Genomic DNA, 18,667 nt, shown 5'->3' with positions numbered 1-18,667 from the left:
CCGGTCGCGCGGCCGGGAGGGGCGTGGGGTCCGCGGCGCCGACAGTCGTCGCCTCGACGCGCGCCGCGGTGCTCGTCGAGGCGCGTGGCCACGCCCGCGAGAAGGTGCTCGTCCACAACGGCCTCGAGCTCGTCGTCTCGGCCCGCACCCTCTCCGTCGACGGCGAGACCGTCAACCTGACCCGCAGCGAGTTCGACCTGCTCGCGGTGCTGCTCGCGGCACCGCGACGAGTGATCAGCAAGGACGAGCTCGCCCGTTCGCTCTGGTCGGGCTCGGGCCTCTCCGGGGGCGAGGTCGTCGAGGCGGACCGCCGCACCATCGAGGTGCACGTGGCGAACCTGAGACGCAAGATCGGTGAGAACCGGCTGGAGGCGCGCTTCATCGAGACGGTGCGCGGCGCCGGGTACCGTCTCACCCCCACGACCACGAACTGACCGCCGTCCCGGCCGTGCGGCCGAGGCGGGCGCCAGCGCCCTGGTCGTTCTCGTCGTGTCGAGCCGCCGTCAGGCGGTCACCGTCACCGCCTGCTCGCGCAGGGCGGTCTGCGCGTCGGCCACCAGGGAGGCGATCGTGGAGATGGCGGCGGAGGCCCGGCGCAGCTCGTCGCGGCGGATCCAGGGCTCGATCGAGGCGGTGAGAGCGTCGAGGTCGGTGGCACCGATCGCGCTCGCGGTGGTGCACAGGGCGCGGGACGCGACGAGGGCGCGGGTGCTGTCGTTGCTCCGCAGCGCTGCCCGGAGCCGGAACATACGGCGGTCGAGCACCTCGATGTAGTAGTCGCAGACCTCGGTGAGGTCGGCCAGCTCGGCGGCTGCACCGAGCTCGGGCATCGTGTCCGCGTCGACCTCGGGCGTGGCGGCGCGGGCCCGGACGGCGTACAGCGGGGTAGCCGTGTGTGCCTTCTTCGTGCGTCGAGCCGTGGCCATGCCGAACATCTGCGTCCTCACATCTCGCTGTGTCCCGGAACTCCCGGGTACCTGGCAGATACTGCCCAGCGAACCTCATGATTCCGCGGCGACGGCTGTTCAGATCTCCCAAAGGTTCCTCAAAGGTTCATCTTGAGGGTTCTGGCCGGGAAGCTCCGGAGCATGCTTCGACCAGATCCCGCGCTGGTTCTGAGATCGCCGTGAGCCCCCGGTCCCGTCGCGGGACCGGGGGTGCGCGGTCGTGGCGGTCGGGGCCGCCCGGTGCGGCGTCTTCGACCGTCGATCAGGTGAGCGTCGTGAGCTCGGCGAGCATGTTGGCCCGTGCTCGCGAAGCCCATCTCGACCGGCCGACCGCCGTGCTGAACAGCGGCCCCGCCAGCAGGCGTGCGAGCACCCGGGCGCGGCCCGCGCGGAACTCCGGTTCCGGCACGTGCCGGTACTCCGCCCGGACCGCGCCGACGTACGCCCGGTAGCGGGACGCCGGCGCGGCCAGGATGGCCAGGTCGGCGTCGCACAGCGCAGCACCGGCCCGGTCCGCCGGCCCCGGTGCGTGGCTCGCGGTCAGCCGGACCAGCCGCCCCACCTCCGCGACCTCCGGATCGGGGAGCAGCGGGGCGAGCACCGCGGCGGCCAGCTCGGCCGACCGCTCCTCGTCGCGGCCCGGCTCGCCGTCGTAGACGGCGTCGTGGAACCACGCGGCCAGGACGACGGCGCGGCCCACCTCCTCCCCGCCGTCGGCGAGCACGTCGAGGTGCCCCAGGACCTCGGCCAGGTGCACCGCGTCGTGGTAGCGGCGGTGCGGCTGCGACCACCGGTCGAGCAGGTGCCGGCCGACCGCCGCCCAGCCGGGGGTGTCCGGGTCGAGGGCGGCCCACCTGCGGGTCAGATCCGCCCGGCGCGACCGGGACCGCTCCGCCCCCCGGTCAGCGCCGCGTACTCGCAGCCCGGAGGCGCGCAGGCGCCGTAACAGCTCGCGGGCCGGGACGGGCGTCGCGCCGACGGCGACCAGGCCGTCGACCCGGTCCGCCGGGACGTCGTAGTGGTCCAGGTCGAAGGCCCGCGACGGGAGCCCGTTGGCCGCCGCGAACGCGTGCAGCTCGGTCAGCGACGCGTCCGAGACGAGGTGCGCCCACGTCGTCCCGTGCGCCGGCCACCGCGCCGGATCGATGAGGATGACCATGGCGCGATGCTACGGGGACCACGGCCAGGGGGCGTCGCCGGCCCGGTGCCGACCGGCTCCGCCGGGTACCGCAGCGCGCGAATTGGCTCCGCCATGTACCGCAGTTGCGCGCGAACCGGCTCCGCCATGTACCGCAGCGCGCCAACCGGCTCCGCCCGTCAGCGCGCGAACAGGCCCTGGGCGTTGACCTCGGCGTCCTCGTACGTGCGGGATGCGGCGTCGAGCGCGAGCGTGATCTGCTCCAGTGACGCCTCCACCTGCGCCTGCGTGCTGCGCCACTGGTCCGCGCACATCCCGAACGACGCCGCTGCCGCCCCGGTCCACCCGGACTGCAGCTGGACGAGATGCGCCATCATCGCGGTGACCTCGGCGCGGATCGCCGACGTGCTCAGCCGCGTCCGTGCAGCGGCTTGTGCCACCTCGGTGCTGTCGACCTGGAAACGAGCCATGGTGCCTCCCTCGGGTTCGACGCCGCTCGGTCGCGGCGACAGCCCGAACCTAGGGCGACCGCGGTGCGGGCACAGCGCCCCGGTCTGCGACCTGTGGACGAAGTGGCAGGATCAATGATCCTTGTGCTTGCGCCGGGGGAAGTCGAAGTACTCCGGTTCACGCTCGATGCCGTGCTGCGGCGAGGACTCGGGCTCCGGCGAGGACTCGGGCCCGTGCGCGTCGGCCGGAGCGGGCGGGACGGCCTGCTCCTCGAGGTCGGGCGCCGGCTCGCGGGTCGGGACCGGCTCGGCTTCGGCGGGCGTCTGTGCCGAGCGCGGGGAGGCCGCTCCGTCGGTGCGGCGGCGCTCCCGGAACGCCGCGGTGGCCTGCTCCCGCTCGGCGCGTACGGCATCGAGGTGCTCTCGCTGCAGGCGTTCCTGGACGGCGCGCTCGCGACCGTGCTGTACCGCGGCGCCGATCGCCTCGCGCGCGCTCTGAGCGGTGTGTTCGCGGTCCCGTGCCGGTGCGCGCCCCAGGCCGGCGAAGTCGTCAGGCGTCGCCTCCAGCGACGACGGACGGCTGGTCGGCGGCGCGTCGACGCCGGCGTCGCGCCCCTCGCCGGCCGTGGCCGGGGTCCCCTCCGCAGGGGCGGGCCGGGCGGATGTCCCCTCCGTAGGGACGGGCCGGGCGGCGTTCCCCGCCGCAGGGGCGGGCCGGGCGGTGCCGGGCCCCTCGGTGCGGCTGGGCCGGGTTGCCGGCTCGGGTCCGTCGATGTGCAGCGGTCGATCCGTGCGGGCGATCGAGGGTCCGGCGTCCTCCGCCGGCTCCAGCGCAGCGACGGCGGGGAAGCTGCCGGTCCCGGGCTCGGTGAACTCACGGGGTGTCTTCTCCACGACCGGCTCGCCCTGCGCCGCCTCGGCCGCGATGACCGAGTCGGCCGGGTCGGTAGTCCCCAGCGCGGCGAAGTCCGCCTCCAGCCGATCGAGCTCGGCACGCAGGTTCTCCCGTGCCCGGTCCTCCCACCGGGCCCCCATCGGGCTGAGGAAGATGTTCCGCCGCGCGAGCAGCTTGCCGACGATCGCGGCCCGGGCCTCGAGGTAGTGCCGGTCCGGGATCTGCGCGTACTCGGCTCGGACGGCCACGCGGTAGGACCGGTAGCGCTGCGGCTCGACGGCGAGGATCCCCAGGTCCGCGTCGCACAGCGCGAGGCAGTCGATGTCTCGCACATCGGCGTCGTGACGGCGGAGGTTGGTGATCATCTCGGCGATCCGGGCCACGGTGGCCGCCGGGACGCCGAGCGCGGTCAGCTCGGCGCTGGCGAGCTCGGCCGAGGCAACCTCGTCCTCACCGCCGCTGCGCGCATACACCTTGGAGACGGCGGAGTTGAAGATCGCCCCGTGGTACCAGGCGGCCAGCCTGACGGCGTCGGGATCGTGCGTCTCCTGCGACAGCTCGTCCACGCGGGCCAGCAGGTCCACGAGGTGCTTGATGTTGTGGAAGTGCCGGTCCGGCTCCTGCCAGCGGTCGAGCAGCCGCCCGCAGACCTCGGCGATCTCCTCGCGAGGGGCGGTCCCCCCGACGGCCAGAACGCTCCGTGTATACGCAGCGCACAACCATTGCGGTCCGTCAGCGACGCCCATGGCTCCTGAATTCCTCGACGGCTGGTATGCAACCCCTGATGGTAGACGCCGTCGCCGGTGGGGCAAGCCCGATGTGGGAGACGTTGGTCTCCTCGGCCGTTCGGCGGACCGTCCCACGTCCTACCGGCCGACGTCCGCAGCCCGCGCTGGCTGGCCGGCGTCGACAACCACGCGGTCTGCCGGCGTGACGGCGCAGCCGCCGTGAGAAGGCCCGGTACGGCTTCGGTGGCGCCCCCCGCACGCGTGGGCAGCGGCCCCGGTGACCCCGGGTATCGTTGACGAGATGTCCCATCCCCTCGCCGGTGCGCACGTCCTCCTGACCGGAGCCACCGGCTTCGTCGGCCAGGCCGTGCTCGAGAAGTTGTTGTCGGCCTATCCCGGCACTCGGGTGACCGTGCTCGTCCGCCCGCGCGGCGAGCTCACCGCCCAGCGGCGGGTGGAGAAGCTGCTGCGCAAGCCCGTCTTCAAGGAGTGGCGCCGCGCCGTCGGTGAGGACGCCGTGGCGGACGCCGTCGCCGCCCGGGTGAGCGTGCTCGAGGGGGACCTCGGCGACATCCCCGCCCTGCCGGGTGACCTCGACGTCGTCCTCCACTCGGCCTCGACCGTCTCCTTCGACCTGCCGATCGACGAGGCGTTCACCGCGAACGTCGGCGGGCCCCGCTCCCTGTACGAGGCGCTCCTCGCCACCGGCGGCGACCCGCACGTCGTGCACGTCTCCACCAGCTACGTCGCCGGGCTGCGCAAGGGCGTCGCCGAGGAACGCTCGCTCGACCACGACATCGACCCCGCGTACGAGCTCGACCAGGCGGTCCGCAGCCGCGCAGCGGTCGAGACCGCCTCGCGTCGGCCCGGGGCGCTGAACCGCCTCCTCGCCGAGGCCCGCGCCGCGCACGGACGCGCCGGCGCCGGCGCGGTGGCCGACGCCGCCGAGCAGGCCCGGCAGGACTGGGTCCGCGACCAACTCGTCGACGCCGGCCGCGCCCGCGCGCACACGCTCGGCTGGACCGACGTCTACACCCTCACCAAGGCGCTCGGCGAACGGGTCGCGGAGGAGCTGTGGACCGGCGGCGGTCATCGGCTCTCCGTGGTGCGGCCCACCATCATCGAGTCCGCGCTCAAGCACCCCTTCCCCGGCTGGATCGACGGCTTCAAGGTGGCGGACCCGCTGATCGCCGCGTACGGGCGCGGGCTCCTGCCGGAGTTCCCGGCGCTGGCCGACACGGTCCTGGACGTCATCCCCGTCGACTTCGTCGTCAACGCGATCCTGGCGGCCGCCGCGGTGCCGCCGCCGGCCGGGCAGGCGAACTTCTTCCAGGTCTCCTCCGGGATCACCAACCCGCTGCCGTTCGGCCAGCTCTACCGGTTCGTCAGTGAGTACTTCACCGCGCACCCGCTGACCGACGCCGAGGGCGCCAACGTCTCGGTGCCCGCCTGGTCCTTCCCGCACACCGGCGCCGTCGAACGGGCGCTGGCCCGCCGCGAGAAGGTGGTGGACGTCGCGGACCGGACCGTGGGACGCCTGCCCGCCAACCCCCGCACCCGGCGGTGGATCACGGCGCTGTACCGGGCCCGTCGCGACCTCGGCACGCTGCGCAAGTTCACCGGTCTGTACCAGCCGTACACGCAGACCGAGGTGATCTTCGACGACGCCCGCCTGCGCGCCCTGCACGCCGCCCTGCCCGCCGACCGGCAGGCCGAGCACGGCTTCGACACCACCGAGATCGACTGGAAGCACTACCTCCAGGAGGTCCACATCCCCAAGGTGCCCGGGCTCATGCGCAGCCGCGGCGCCCCCGCCGACCCGGTCACACCGGGCGACCTGCCCCGCCGCGCCGACGTCGTCGCCGTCTTCGACCTGCAGCGCACCGTCGCCGCCGCCACGCTCGTCGAGCAGTACCTGTGGGTGGAGCTCGCGAAGACCCCGGCCCGGCAGTGGCCCGGTGCGCTGGCCAACCTCGTTGCGCTCGGGCCGCGCTACCTGCGTGCCGAGCAGCACGATCGAGCCGACTTCATCCGTACGTTCATGCGGCGCTACGCCGGGGTGAGCGAGGCCGAGCTGCGGCAGGTCGTCGCCGAGAAGGTCACGCCCTCGCTGCGACGCGGCCTGCACCACGAGGCGCTGGAGCGGATCCGGGCCCACCGCGACGCCGGGCACCGCACGATCCTCCTCACCGGTGAGATCGACGTCTTCGTGGAGCCGTTGGCCCCGCTGTTCGACCTCATCGTCGCCGGCAAGATGGAATGCGACGACGCCGGCCGGTGGACCGGCCACCTCGCCTCCTCACCGCTGGTGGGTGAGGCCCGTGCGGCCTGGCTGCGCCGGTACGCGCGCGAGGAGGGCCTGGACCTGGCCGAGTCCTATGCGTACGGGGACAGCTACGCGGACCGCCCCTGGCTCGAGGTCGTGGGCAACCCCAGCGCGGTCAACCCGGACTCGAGCCTGTACCGCTACGCCAAGGCGCGCCGGTGGCCCGTGCTGAGCTGGACCAGCACGGCCGAGGGTCGCCTGGCCCCGGTGCTGCGTAGCATCAAGGGAACGACGACATCATGAACGGGGCCGGGCCGGTGGGCCCGCCCACCGACGGGCGGAGGAGCGACATGACGGGTGGCGACGGGCAGACGGGATCCGGGCGTGTGCTCGGCCGGTCACCCCGCGGCGTGGTCGATGCGGGCGGCTCCGTCCTCCACGGCACGGCGATGGTCACCGGCGGCACCTCCGGCATCGGACTGGCGTTCGCCCGGGCGCTCGCCGACCGCGGCTGCGACCTCCTCCTCGTGGCCCGGGACGCCGAGCGCCTGGACCGCACGGCCGACCAGCTCCGGTGGCGCTACGGCATCCAGGTGGAGACACTCTCCGCGGACCTCGCCACCCGGGCCGGCGCCGACGTCGTCGCCGCCCGCCTGGAGGACCAGGACCGGACCGTCGAGGTGCTGGTGAACAACGCGGGCAAGGGCCTGCACACCAGCTTGCTCTCGGCGGACGTCGACGAGCACGAGGAGGGCCTGCACCTCATGGTCCATGCGGTGCTGCGTCTGGGTGGCGCCGCCGGGCGGGCGATGCGCGCCCGCAGTCACGGCGTGATCATCAACGTCGCGTCGGTCGCCGGCCTCGTGCCCATGGGCGCCTACTCGGCCATCAAGGCCTGGGTGCGCACCTACTCCGACAGCCTGGCGATCGAGCTCGCCGGCACCGGGGTGCGGGTCACGACGCTGATGCCCGGCTGGGTGCGTACCGAGTTCCATCAGCGCGCCGGCATCCGGGCGAGCACCGTCCCCAACGGGTTCTGGCTGGAGGCGGACCGGGTCGTCGCCGACTGCCTGGCCGACGTCGAGCGGGGCCGGCAGCGTTCCGTCCCGTCCAAACGGTTCAAGATGCTCGCGTTCTTCGCCGCCCACGCACCGCGCCCGATCGTGCATCGCGCGACGGCCCTGCTCCTGCGGAAGCGGCGGTGAGCGGCGTGCGGGGGAGCCGGCGCCGGCGCCGCGCGGCGGACCAGGCCGTACCGGGCAGCGCCGCCGACGGTACCGTCGGCGCGCCGACGGGCGAGCATGCCGAGACGGCCGAGTATGCCGAGCCGGCCGAGCATGCCGAGCCGGCCGAGCATGCCGAGCCGGCCGAGCATGCCGAGCCGGCCGAGCATGCCGAGCCGGCCGAGCACACCGAGCTGGCCGGGCATGTCGAAAAGCGTGAGAAGCGCGAGCCCGTCGAACCCGCCGAGAAGCCCGAGAAGCCCGAGAAGGCCGAGAAGGCCGAGCGGCCGGCCGGGCGGGTCGCCAGCCTGCGGCGTTACCAGGCGGGCTGGCACCGGGCCCTCCGGTTCGTGGCCCAGCGCCTGATCCTGCGCTCGGTGGTCAGGGCGATCACCAGCGTCGAGGTCGAGGGCCTGCGCAACCTCGACGGGCTGCGGGAGCCGTTCGTCGTCGTCGCGAACCACTCGAGCCACCTCGACGCGGCGGTCCTCGTGACGCACCTGCCCCGCCGGGTGACCCGGCACCTCGCCGTCGCCGCGGCAGCGGACTACTTCTACGACGCCTGGTACCGCAAGGCCGGGACGTCGCTCTTCTTCAACTCCTACCCGGTGTACCGCGGCAAGAACACCGGCAAGGGGCGGGGCATGTCCGTGCGGCTGCTCGCCGCCGGTGTCCCCGTGCTCATCTTCCCGGAGGGCACCCGCTCCCGTGACGGCGTGATGAGGCGCTTCAAGCCCGGCGCCGCCGCCCTGTGCGCGGCACAGGACGCCCCCCTGGTGCCCGTCGCCCTCATCGGCGCCGGGGAGGCCATGCCCGTGGGCCAGGCCTGGCCCCGGCCGGGTCGGCCACCGATCCGGATGCTCGTCGGGCGGCCCATGCGGCCCCGGCCCACCGAGCGGGTCCGGGAGTTCAACGCACGCGTCGAGGCACGGGTCTCGGCGATGCTCACCATGCAGACGCCCTACGTCCTGGGGGACGTCCCCAAGGACGAGAACCCGCCCGCCCAACGGCGCGGCGAAGATGCGCAGGAGGAAGCCTCGTGAACGGTGTCGACCACCAGAAGTGGTGGGGGTGGGGCGTCGAGGGGGTGGCCTTCACCTACGAGAACAAGCCCAAGCTGCCGCCGTTCGTGCTGGACAAGATCGGCATCGACATCACGGTGCCCGGTAACCCGCCGCCCGCGTTCGAGGACATCGTCGTCCCGGCCTCCCGGCTCGGTGACGAGCTCGGCGCGGCCCTGAGATCCGCCGTCGGGGACGACGCGGTCGTCACCGACGACATGGCCCGCGTGGTGCACACCTACGGCAAGGGCCTGACGGACCTGGTGCGGGTGCGCGCCGGGGACCTGCCCCGCGTGCCCGACGCCGTCGTCTACCCGGCGGACGAGGACGAGGTCCGTGCGGTGGTGGACGCCGTCGTGGGCGCCGACGCCGTCCTGATCCCGTTCGGCGGCGGGTCGAACATCTCCGGCTCCCTCACCCCGCCGGCCGAGGAGGAACGCACCGTCGTCTCCGTCGACCTGGGCCGGATGAACCGGGTGCTCGAGGTGGACGAGTACGCCGGGCTCGCCCGCGTGCAGGCCGGCGCCCTCGGCCCGGACCTCGAGGAGCAGCTCACGGCCCGTGGCTGGACGACGGGCCACCAGCCGGACAGCTTCCGCCACTCGACCCTCGGCGGCTGGATCGCGACACGCTCGTCGGGCATGCAGTCCGACAAGTACGGCGACATCGCGGACATCACCCGCGGCATGCGGGTGGTGCTGCCCGGCAAGGTCGTCGTGCTGCGGCCGCTGCCCTCGACGTCGACCGGGCCGAGCGTGCGCGAGATGATCCTCGGCTCCGAGGGCCGCCTCGGCGTCATCACCGAGGCCTGGGTCAGCGTGCACCGGGTGCCCGAGAACCGCGAGATCATCGCCTACCTCTACCCGAACTGGACCGCCGCCCTCGCGGCCATGCACGACATCTCCGCCTCGGACGCCGCCCCCTCCGTCACACGGGTGTCCGACGCCGCCGAGACCGCGTTCTCCTTCGCCGCGCAGAAGAAGAGCAAGGGCATCTCCGGCAAGGTGTCCAAGGGGCTGTTCGCGCTGCTCGAGCGGCGCGGCTGGGACCTGGGCGCCGTATGCCTCTCCTACGTCGGCTTCGAGGGCGGCGCGGACCATGTGCGTCGCACCAAGGCCGAGGTCGGGCGCATCGTGCGCAAGCACGGCGGCATCAAGCTGGGCACGGGCCCGGGGGCGCTGTACGACCAGAAGAAGTTCGACACCCCCTACATCCGCGACTTCCTCCTCGACATCGGCGCGATGGGTGACGTCTCGGAGACGGCGGCGCCGTGGTCCAGGCTGATGGACGTCTACGCGGGCACGTTCCGGGCGGCCCGCGCCGCCTTCGACGAGCAGGGCGTCAAGGGTTTCATCATGTGCCACCTCTCGCACAGCTACCACTCCGGCGCCTGCCTGTACTTCACGTTCGCGTTCCCACCCGGGACACCGGACGTCGCCGAGCAGCTCGAGAAGTACTGGGCGGTCAAGAGCGCGATCCAGCAGTCCTTCATGGACAACCACGCGACGATCTCCCACCACCACGGGGTGGGCACCGACCACGCGCACTGGCTGGAGGAGGACATCTCCGCGGCCGGCACCGACGTGATGGTCGGGCTGCTGCGCTCGGTGGACCCGGGCCGGAACCTCAACCCCGGGACGCTGCTGCCGACGCACCGGGAGTGGTGAGCAGGTAGCCCGGGCCGCCGGCGCGCTACGCGGCGGCGCCCGGGCCGGTGCCCGGGTCCGGCGCCGTGGGGCCCGCCGTCGGCACGGCGATCTGCACGGTGGTGCCGCCGCCCGGGGTGGGCAGCACGCGCACCCGGCCCCGGTGCGCGCCGACCACCGCGGCGACGATCGCCAGCCCGAGCCCGGAACCCCCGGAGCTGCGGGTGCGGGAGGGGTCCACCCGGTAGAAGCGTTCGAACACGCGGGCGGCGTCCTCCTCGGAGATGCCGGGCCCGTCGTCGCGCACCTCGAGCACGGCCCACCCGGGCTCGGGCATCCCGACGGCGACCTCGACCGCGGTCCCCCCGGGCGTGTGCTGGACGACGTTGCCCATGAGGTTCGCGAGCACCTGGCTGATCCGGTCCGCGTCCGCCGTCACGATGACGGGCGGCACGCCGGCGCGAGCGGCGGGCCGCGGATCGCCGGACGTCCCGCCGACGGCGGGCTCGGCGGGTGGCAGGAGCGGCACGACCCGCACCGACCGCTCCGGGGCCCGGGCGTGCAGGTCGGCGGTGGCGTCCACGGCCATCGCGGTCAGGTCCACCGGGCCGAGCACGAGGGGGCGCCCCTCGTCGAGCCGGGCGAGCTGGAGGAGATCCTCGACCAGCGTGCCCATCCGCTTGGCCTCGGACTCGATCCGGCTCATCGCCTGCCCCGTGTCCTCCACCCCGCCCATCCGGTAGAGCTCGCCGTAGCCGCGAATGGTCGCCAACGGCGTGCGGAGCTCGTGGGAGGCGTCGGAGACGAAGCGGCGCATGCGCTGCTCGGAGGCCTGCTGCACCGCGAACGACGCCTCGATGCGGGCGAGCATGAGGTTGAGTGACGTCGCCAGTGAGCCGACCTCCGTCGTCGGCGGCAGCTCGGGCACACGCCGGGAGAGGTCGCCGGCGGCGATCGCGCCCGCCGTGGACTCGATCTCGCGGAGCGGTCGCAGCGCCCGGCGGACGGCGTACCAGGCCGCCGCGGCCCCGCCCACAGCGATGACCAGGCCCGAGAGCACGAGCAGCCGCCCGGTCCGGGTCAAAGTGGCGTCGACGGCGGCCAGGGGCAGCGCCACCGTGACGGCGCCGACCGCGGTCCCGCCGGGGGTGGCGGTGGCGGCCAGCGTGACCGCCCGCCAGCGGACGTCGTCCTGCGTCCCGGCGAGGGTGGAGGGGACGCGATCGGTCTCGTCGATGGTGGCCGGGTCGACGTCCGCCACCTTGGGGGCGCCGAGCTGGGACCGCGTCTGGCCGTCGATGATCTCGACGACCCGATGCCCGACCTGCACCCGGACGTAGTAGCTCGAGGGCAGCACGGTGTCCTCACCACGGCCGAGGAGGAGCTGGTTCACCGAACGCTGACCGAGCTCCCGTGCGCTGGAGGTCAGCTCGTCGTCGACCTGCCCGAGGAGGTGGCCGCGCAGCACCGTCATCGTGGTCACGCCCGCGGTGGCGAGGCCGAGGAGCAGCAGTGCCGTGATGATCGCGACGAGCCGTCCGCTGAGCGGGACCGCCCGCCACCGCCGGAGGACCCGAGCGGTCATCAGCGGGCCTGGTCGCGCAGCACGTAGCCGACGCCGCGTCGGGTGTGGATCAGCGGCTCCAGCTCCTCGTCGTCGAGCCCGAGCGCGGCGGGGGAGTCGACCTTGCGCCGCAGGTAGGAGATGTAGGACTCGACGATCGCGGCGTCGCCCGCGAAGTCGTAGTCCCACACGTGGTCGAGGATCTGCGCCTTGGAGACGACCTTCTCGGCGTTGATCATGAGGTAGCGCAGGAGCTTGAACTCCGTCGGCGAGAGGTCGACGAGCCGGCCGGCCCGGCGCACCTCGTGCGCGTCCTCGTTCAGCTCCAGGTCGGTGTAGCGCAGCACGGCGTCGTCGGCCTCGGTCGGCCGGGTGCGACGCAGGATGGCGCGGATGCGGGCCACGACCTCCTCGAGGCTGAACGGTTTCGTGACGTAGTCGTCGCCGCCGACCGTCAACCCCTGCACCTTGTCCGCCATGTCGTCACGCGCGGTGAGGAACAGGACCGGAATCTCCGCACCGTGCGCCCGCATCCGGCGCAGCACCGTGAAGCCGTCCATGTCCGGGAGCATGACGTCCAGCACCACGAGATCGGGATCGTGCTCGACGGCGGCTGTCAGGGCGGCGTTGCCGTCCGCAGCCGTCGCCACGTCGAACCCGGCGAAGCGCAGCGACGCCGAGAGGAGCTCGCGGATGCTGGGCTCGTCGTCGACGACGAGGAGGCGTGCCTCAGCCACCCGGTCTCCGGCATCGGTGGAGTGCGCCCGTGCGGTTCGACCGTTCATGCACCCAGTGTGGCGCGTCAGGCTGGAGGTTTCCTGGGAGCGACCCGGGAGCCGGTCGGGCTGTCCTGGGTGGTGGTGAGGGGCAGGTGGACCCGGGGGCGGCTCACGGGGCCGTCGTGAGGTCGATCATCATGTGACGCGTGGCCGCCGAGGGCCATGGACCCCCGATCTGGCGGATCTGGTCGGTCCAGCACTCGACGAGCTCAAAGGTTGGGTGGACGCTCATGGGGACCTCGGACGCCCCGACCTGATCAGCGACGGCGACCGTCCCGTACGCGCGGTGGCACGTCACAGGTAGCGGACCGGGTCGAAGGAGTCCAGCGGGATGATCCGCACGCGTGGCAGCACCGCGTTGAACGCGCTGAGGTCGTCCTCGAGGTCGTAGATCTGCAGGCCGCGCTCGGTGAGCTCGGCGAGCTGGGAGTTCAGGAACTCGCGGAAGCACAGCACCCCCACCTGGCGGCCGGCGTCGAGGAGCTGCTCCACCTGCGGGATGTAGTCGCCGTCGTGCGAGGCGAGCAGCACGTTCCCGGTGCCCTGCGCGAGGATCGCGTCCATCGTGCGCTGGATACCGATGTCCACCACCTTCTCGGTGGCGGCGCCGGCGAGCGGGATGGGGCGGAAGTCCATGGCGAGCAGCGCCTGGACGAACCCCATGGGCATCTGCCCGCTGCTCGCGTTGAGGAAGAACAGCCCGCGGGCCTGGGCGTCCCAGACCTCCTCGCTGAAGTGCATGACCCGGTCCCAGCGCGGGCGCTCCTGGGGATCGGGTCGCCGCCCGAGGACGCTCATGCCGAGTGTGGCGTCGATGTTCTCCCCGTCGACGAGGAGGTACGTGCCGGGCGAGGCGGGGTTCGGTGCGGACATGGGTACCAGGATATGGCGGTCCACCACCCTGGTGCGGGACACTCCCACCCACGGACGCCGACGTCGCGCGGTGTCACCCGTTCGCGCTACGGTGCGAGCGGCGGACGACGGCGCGTGCCGCGGACCGATCCGCACCGGCGAAGGGTGAGACTGATGGCGACGACCTCGACCGGAGACGTCCGCGAGGAGATCTTCGCCGCCGCCGCCGAGCCGGCCCAGGGCTCGCTCGGACCGGCCGCGGCGGCGCTGCTCTCGCACTACTACGCCGACATCGAGACGCCGGACCTGCGCGCCCAACGCCCCGAGGACCTGCTCGGCGCGGCTCTCTCCCACCACGACACCGCCCGCCGCCGAGCCGTCGGTACGTCCGCCGTCCGGGTCTTCAACCCGACGGTCGAGAGCGAGGGCTGGTCCACCGGGCACACGGTCGTCGAGATCGTCACCGACGACATGTCCTTCCTCGTGGACTCCGTGGTCGCCGAGCTCAACCGGCAGGGCCGCACCATCCACCTCCTGGTGCACCCGCAGCTCGCGGTGCACCGCGACGGCGAGGGCACGCTCGAGGAGGTGCTCGGCCCGGAGGCCATCGACCCGGCCGGCGCCGTCGCCCCCGGCGTGCTCCGCGAGTCCTGGATCCAGGTCCAGATCGGGCGCGAGAGCGATCCGGGTGCCCGCGAGCAGCTCGCCCACCGGCTCCGCGAGGTCCTCGACGACGTCCGCGTCGCCACCGCGGACTGGCAGCCGATGACCGCGAAGGCCGCCGAGATCGCCGCGGCCCTGGCCGAGCGGCCGCCGGTGGGCCTGGCCGGCGACGAGGTCGAGCGCGCCCGCGCCCTGCTGACCTGGCTCGTCGAGGGCCAGTTCGTCTTCCTCGGCTACCGCGAGTACGTCCTGGCGGACCCCGACGACGTCGAGCACGCGGTGCTCGAACCGGTGCCCGATTCCGGGCTCGGGCTGCTGCGCGACGACCGCGGCCCGGCGGCGCCCCGGGCGACCCGCCTGACCGGCAAGGTCGCGCAGAAGGCGCGGGAGCCGCGCCTGCTGATCATCACGAAGGCCAACTCCCGGTCGACCGTGCACCGCCCGGTCTTCCTCGACTACGTCGGGGTGAAGGCCTTCGACGAGACCGGCCGCGTCACGGGCGAGCGTCGGTTCCTCGGGCTGCTGACCGCGCGCGCGTACACCTCTTCCGTCACCACCGTCCCGTTCATCGCCGAGAAGGCCCACCGCGTCATGGAGGCGAGCGGCTTCCCGCCGCACAGCCACCTGGGCAGGGACCTCCTCGAGGTGCTCGAGACGTATCCGCGCGACGAGCTCTTCGCCACGGACGTCGACCTGCTGACACAGGTCACGATCTCCGTCGTCCACCTGCAGGAACGCCCCCGGACCCGCCTGTTCCTGCGGGAGGACGACTACGCGAGGTACATGTCCTGCCTCGTCTACCTCCCGCGCGACCGCTACAACACCGCGGTGCGCGCCAAGATGGAGAACCTGCTGCGGGAGGCGTTCAACGGCTCCACGGTGGAGCACACCGTCCGCGTCTCGGAGTCCGTCCTGGCGATGCTGCACTTCGTCATCCGGGTCGAGCGCGGCGCCGCCCCGCCCGCCGTGAACCTTGCCGAGCTCGAGCGTCTCCTGGTCGCCGCCGCGCGCACCTGGGACGAGGACCTCGCCGACGCCGCCCGCACCGACCTCGGCGAGGAGCAGGCCGCCGCGGTGCTGGGCCGGTACGGGGGCGCGTTCCCCGAGGCCTACAAGGAACGGTTCAACGCCCGGGTGGCCGTGGCCGACCTGCGCCAGCTCGACGAGCTCGAGCCCGGCGGCCTGCGGCTCAACCTCTACCAGGCGGTGGGCGAAGCCCCGGGGGAGCGCCGTCTCAAGCTCTACCGGCACGGACCCCTCTCCCTGACCACCATCCTGCCGGTCTTCAACGACCTCGGTGTCGAGGTCACCGACGAGTACCCCTACGTCCTCACCCGCAACGACGGCACGGCCCTGCACGTCTTCGACTTCGGCCTGCGCGCCCGTTCGGAGGATGACTGGACCCGCGGGCAGGGCGGCAACCGGGACCGCTTCCAGGACGCCTTCGCCGCGGTGTGGCACGGGCAGGCCGAGAGCGACGGTTTCAACGCCCTGGTGCTGCGGGCCGGCCTCGGCTGGCGCGAGATCGTCGTCCTGAGGGCCGTCGCCGCCTACCTGCGCCAGACGGGGTGGGCGTACTCGCGCGGGTACGTCGAGGAGGCGCTGCGGGAGAACCACCACATCGCCACCCTGCTGGTCGAGCTCTTCGAGGCCCGCTTCACCCCGGCCGACCTCTCGGGCGAGCAACGCGAGGCGGCCGAACGGGCCGCCGTGAACCGCATCGAGCAGGCGCTCGACGATGTCCCGAGCCTCGACCACGACCGCATCGTCCGGGGCTTCCTCGCCGTGGTGCGGGCCATGCTGCGCACCAGCTACTTCCGCCGGCAGGGTGAGCCCGCGTCCCTGGCCACCGCCGTCGCGTTCAAGATCGACCCCCAGGCGGTGCCGAACCTGCCCGAGCCCCGGCCGATGTTCGAGATCTGGGTGTACGGCCCACGCGTCGAGGGCGTGCACCTACGCTTCGGGAAGGTCGCCCGCGGCGGCCTGCGCTGGTCGGACCGCCGGGAGGACTTCCGCACCGAGGTCCTCGGCCTGGTCAAGGCGCAGATGGTGAAGAACGCCGTCATCGTGCCGACGGGCTCCAAGGGCGGGTTCGTCGCCAAGCGGCTGCCCGACCCGGCCGTGGACCGGGAGGCGTGGCAGGCGGAGGGGCTGGCCGCCTACCGCCAGTTCGTCTCCGCGATGCTCGACGTCACCGACAACCGCGTGGGCGATGCCGTCGTCCCGCCCGAGGCCGTGGTGCGCCACGACGACGACGACCCCTACCTCGTCGTCGCCGCGGACAAGGGGACCGCGAAGTTCTCCGACGACGCCAACGCCGTGGCCCGCGAGCACGGGTTCTGGCTCGACGACGCCTTCGCCTCCGGCGGCTCCTCCGGGTACGACCACAAGGGCATGGCCATCACCGCGCGCGGCGCCTGGGTCTCGGTCCAGCGCCACTTCCGGGAGATGGGGATCGACACCCAGCACGAGGAGTTCACCGTCGTCGGCATCGGCGACATGAGCGGGGACGTCTTCGGCAACGGCATGCTGCTGTCCGAGCACATCCACCTCGTCGCGGCGTTCGACCACCGGCACGTGTTCCTGGACCCCGACCCCGACGCCGCGACGTCCTACGCCGAGCGCCGTCGCCTCTTCGACCTGCCGCGCTCCTCCTGGGCCGACTACGACCCGGCTCTCATCAGCCCCGGCGGCGGCGTCCATCCCCGCTCGGCGAAGTCCGTGCCGATCAGCGACGCGGTCCGGGACCGGCTCGGCATCGCCCCCGGGGTCACCGCGATGACCCCGGCGGAGCTGATGTCGGCGATCCTGCGGGCCCCCGTGGACCTGCTCTGGAACGGCGGGATCGGCACCTACGTCAAGGCGTCCACCGAGACGGACGCGCAGATCGGCGACCGTGCCAACGACGCCATCCGGGTCGACGGCGGCGCCCTGCGGGCCCGGGTGGTCGGGGAGGGGGGCAACCTCGGCGTCAGCCAGCGCGGCCGGGTCGAGGCCGCGCTCGCGGGCGTACGGATCAACACCGACGCGATCGACAACTCGGCCGGCGTCGACACCTCCGACCACGAGGTCAACATCAAGATCCTGCTGACGTCGCTGACCCGGGCCGGCGAGATGACGCTCACGCAGCGCGACCGGCTGCTCGCCTCGATGACCGACGACGTCGCCGCCCAGGTCCTGCGCGACAACTACGAGCAGAACGTCCTGCTGGGCAACGCCCGCATGCAGGAGCACCACATGGTCGGCACCCACATCCGGCTCATCCACCGCCTGGAGGCTCGTGGCGCCCTCGACCGGGCGCTGGAGTTCCTGCCCGGGGACGACGAGCTCATCGCGCGGGCCCGGGGCGGCCGGGGCCTGACGTCGCCCGAGTTCGCCGTCCTCGTCGCCTACGCGAAGCTCACCCTCAAGGAGGACCTGATCGGCTCGGCCCTGCCGGACGAGCCCTGGTTCCGTGCCACGCTGGCCGGGTACTTCCCGCCGGCGGTGCGTGAGCAGCTCGCCGCGGCGCTGCCCGGGCACCCGCTCCGACGGGAGATCGTCGTCAACGAGGTCGCCAACTCGGTGGTCAACCGGGGCGGCGCGACGTTCGTGCACCGCGCCATGGACGAGACCGGCGCGGCCGCCGACGAGGTGGCCCGCGCCTTCGTGGTGTGCCGGGAGATCTTCGGCCTCGCCTCGTTCGTGGCGGACGTCGAGGGCCTGGACAACCAGGTCGGCGCGGCGGTTCAGTCGGAGCTGTACCTGGAGTTCCGGCGCCTGCTGGACCGCGCGGTGCGCTGGTTCCTGAAGAACCGCCCGGCCGGGCTCGACGTCGGCGCGGAGATCGCCCGGTTCGCCCCCGCGGTCCGGGCCCACGCCCCGGCCATCGCCGACCTCGTCCGCGGGCGGGAGCGGGAGTGGGTCGACGCGAAGGTGGGCTCCTTCCTCGACCGCGGTGTCCCCACCGAGCTCGCCGTGCGTGGGGCGGCGCTGCGGTACCAGGTGATGGTCCTCGACGTCGTCGAGCTCGCCGCCGAGACGGGGGAGGACACCGCCGCCGCCCTGGCCCTGAGCTTCGTGGTGTCCGAGCACCTGGGGATCGACCGGATGCTCACGATGGTCGGCGCGCTGCCCGAGGAGGACCGGTGGGACGCCCTGGCCCGGGGCGCCCTGCGGGACGACCTCTATGCCGTCATCAATGCCCTGACGGCGTCCGTCATCGCCACGACGGACGCCGGTCTCCAGCCGGCGGAGCGGCTGGCCGCCTGGCGGGACCGGGCGGCCGCCGGGGTGGAGCGGGCACGCGGCGCACTCGACGCGATCGAGCAGCTCGAGGAGCCGGGCCTCGCCGCACTCTCGGTCACGCTGGGCTACCTGCGCACGCTCGCCCGGTCCAGCACCGCCGCCGGCTGAGCCGCCTGCTCCCGTCGGGGCGCTGTGGGGCGAGGAAGGGTCGGCCGACCGGCACGTGCCG

The 18,667-nt window shown here is 73.3% G+C and carries 14 protein-coding genes; 6 read left to right on the top strand and 8 right to left on the bottom strand.

Annotated elements, in window-relative coordinates; genetic code table 11:
* The coding region (locus ACYC1Z_RS07910) for a winged helix-turn-helix domain-containing protein (RefSeq protein WP_461408982.1) at positions 1–434 on the top strand (434 nt) is incomplete at its 5' end.
* Positions 435–503: 69 nt separating this feature from the next.
* Here ACYC1Z_RS07910 and ACYC1Z_RS07905 read toward each other — a convergent pair.
* The 4 genes from ACYC1Z_RS07905 to ACYC1Z_RS07890 all read right to left on the bottom strand — a co-directional run bounded on the left by ACYC1Z_RS07905 (position 504) and on the right by ACYC1Z_RS07890 (position 4,175).
* A complete protein-coding gene (locus ACYC1Z_RS07905; RefSeq protein ID WP_461408981.1) occupies positions 504–947 on the bottom strand; it encodes a hypothetical protein in 444 nt (147 codons plus the stop codon).
* Between the two features lie 262 nt (positions 948–1,209).
* Positions 1,210–2,106 carry a DUF4031 domain-containing protein gene (locus ACYC1Z_RS07900; protein WP_461408980.1) on the bottom strand — a complete coding sequence of 299 codons (897 nt, stop codon included), beginning with the start codon at positions 2,104–2,106 and terminating at the stop codon, positions 1,210–1,212.
* Between the two features lie 158 nt (positions 2,107–2,264).
* Positions 2,265–2,555 carry a WXG100 family type VII secretion target gene (locus ACYC1Z_RS07895; protein WP_461408979.1) on the bottom strand — a complete coding sequence of 97 codons (291 nt, stop codon included), beginning with the start codon at positions 2,553–2,555 and terminating at the stop codon, positions 2,265–2,267.
* 111 nt (positions 2,556–2,666) lie between these two features.
* Positions 2,667–4,175: an HD domain-containing protein gene (locus ACYC1Z_RS07890; RefSeq protein ID WP_461408978.1), complete on the bottom strand. Its 1,509-nt coding sequence runs from the start codon at positions 4,173–4,175 to the stop codon at positions 2,667–2,669.
* A 283-nt stretch (positions 4,176–4,458) separates the two neighbouring features.
* On the opposite strand from ACYC1Z_RS07890, the gene ACYC1Z_RS07885 reads away from it, so the two are divergent.
* From ACYC1Z_RS07885 to ACYC1Z_RS07870, 4 genes are read left to right on the top strand one after another with little or no spacing between them, the layout of a single operon-like run.
* Positions 4,459–6,726 (top strand): HAD-IB family hydrolase, encoded by a 2,268-nt coding sequence (locus tag ACYC1Z_RS07885; RefSeq protein ID WP_461408977.1) that lies wholly within the window; start codon positions 4,459–4,461, stop codon positions 6,724–6,726.
* 47 nt (positions 6,727–6,773) lie between these two features.
* Positions 6,774–7,628, top strand: coding sequence for an SDR family NAD(P)-dependent oxidoreductase (locus ACYC1Z_RS07880; RefSeq protein WP_461408976.1), 855 nt, complete (start codon positions 6,774–6,776; stop codon positions 7,626–7,628).
* Positions 7,625–8,689, top strand: coding sequence for a lysophospholipid acyltransferase family protein (locus ACYC1Z_RS07875; protein WP_461408975.1), 1,065 nt, complete (start codon positions 7,625–7,627; stop codon positions 8,687–8,689). The genes ACYC1Z_RS07880 and ACYC1Z_RS07875 overlap by 4 nt, the downstream gene beginning before the upstream one ends.
* Entirely contained in the window at positions 8,686–10,374 is a 1,689-nt protein-coding gene (locus ACYC1Z_RS07870; protein WP_461408974.1) for an FAD-binding oxidoreductase, read from the top strand. Before ACYC1Z_RS07875 ends, ACYC1Z_RS07870 begins: the two co-directional genes overlap by 4 nt.
* A 25-nt stretch (positions 10,375–10,399) precedes the next feature.
* Here the strand turns inward: ACYC1Z_RS07870 and ACYC1Z_RS07865 are convergent, their stop codons facing one another.
* From ACYC1Z_RS07865 to ACYC1Z_RS07850, 4 genes are all read right to left on the bottom strand, one after another.
* Positions 10,400–11,938 (bottom strand): sensor histidine kinase, encoded by a 1,539-nt coding sequence (locus tag ACYC1Z_RS07865; RefSeq protein WP_461408973.1) that lies wholly within the window; start codon positions 11,936–11,938, stop codon positions 10,400–10,402.
* Positions 11,938–12,702, bottom strand: a complete 765-nt coding sequence (locus tag ACYC1Z_RS07860; RefSeq protein WP_461408972.1) for a response regulator transcription factor — start codon at positions 12,700–12,702, stop codon at positions 11,938–11,940. Before ACYC1Z_RS07860 ends, ACYC1Z_RS07865 begins: the two co-directional genes overlap by 1 nt.
* Before the next feature lie 103 nt (positions 12,703–12,805).
* Complete coding sequence (locus ACYC1Z_RS07855) at positions 12,806–12,928, bottom strand: hypothetical protein (protein ID WP_461408971.1); 123 nt, start codon at positions 12,926–12,928, stop codon at positions 12,806–12,808.
* A 62-nt stretch (positions 12,929–12,990) separates the two neighbouring features.
* Positions 12,991–13,569, bottom strand: coding sequence for an NYN domain-containing protein (locus ACYC1Z_RS07850; RefSeq protein WP_461408970.1), 579 nt, complete (start codon positions 13,567–13,569; stop codon positions 12,991–12,993).
* Between the two features lie 153 nt (positions 13,570–13,722).
* On the opposite strand from ACYC1Z_RS07850, the gene ACYC1Z_RS07845 reads away from it, so the two are divergent.
* Positions 13,723–18,606: an NAD-glutamate dehydrogenase gene (locus ACYC1Z_RS07845; protein WP_461408969.1), complete on the top strand. Its 4,884-nt coding sequence runs from the start codon at positions 13,723–13,725 to the stop codon at positions 18,604–18,606.
* Positions 18,607–18,667 lie beyond the last annotated feature (61 nt).

It is taken from the genome of Georgenia sp. (assembly GCF_054605595.1).
This window is presented reverse-complemented; position numbering and strand designations above follow the sequence as displayed.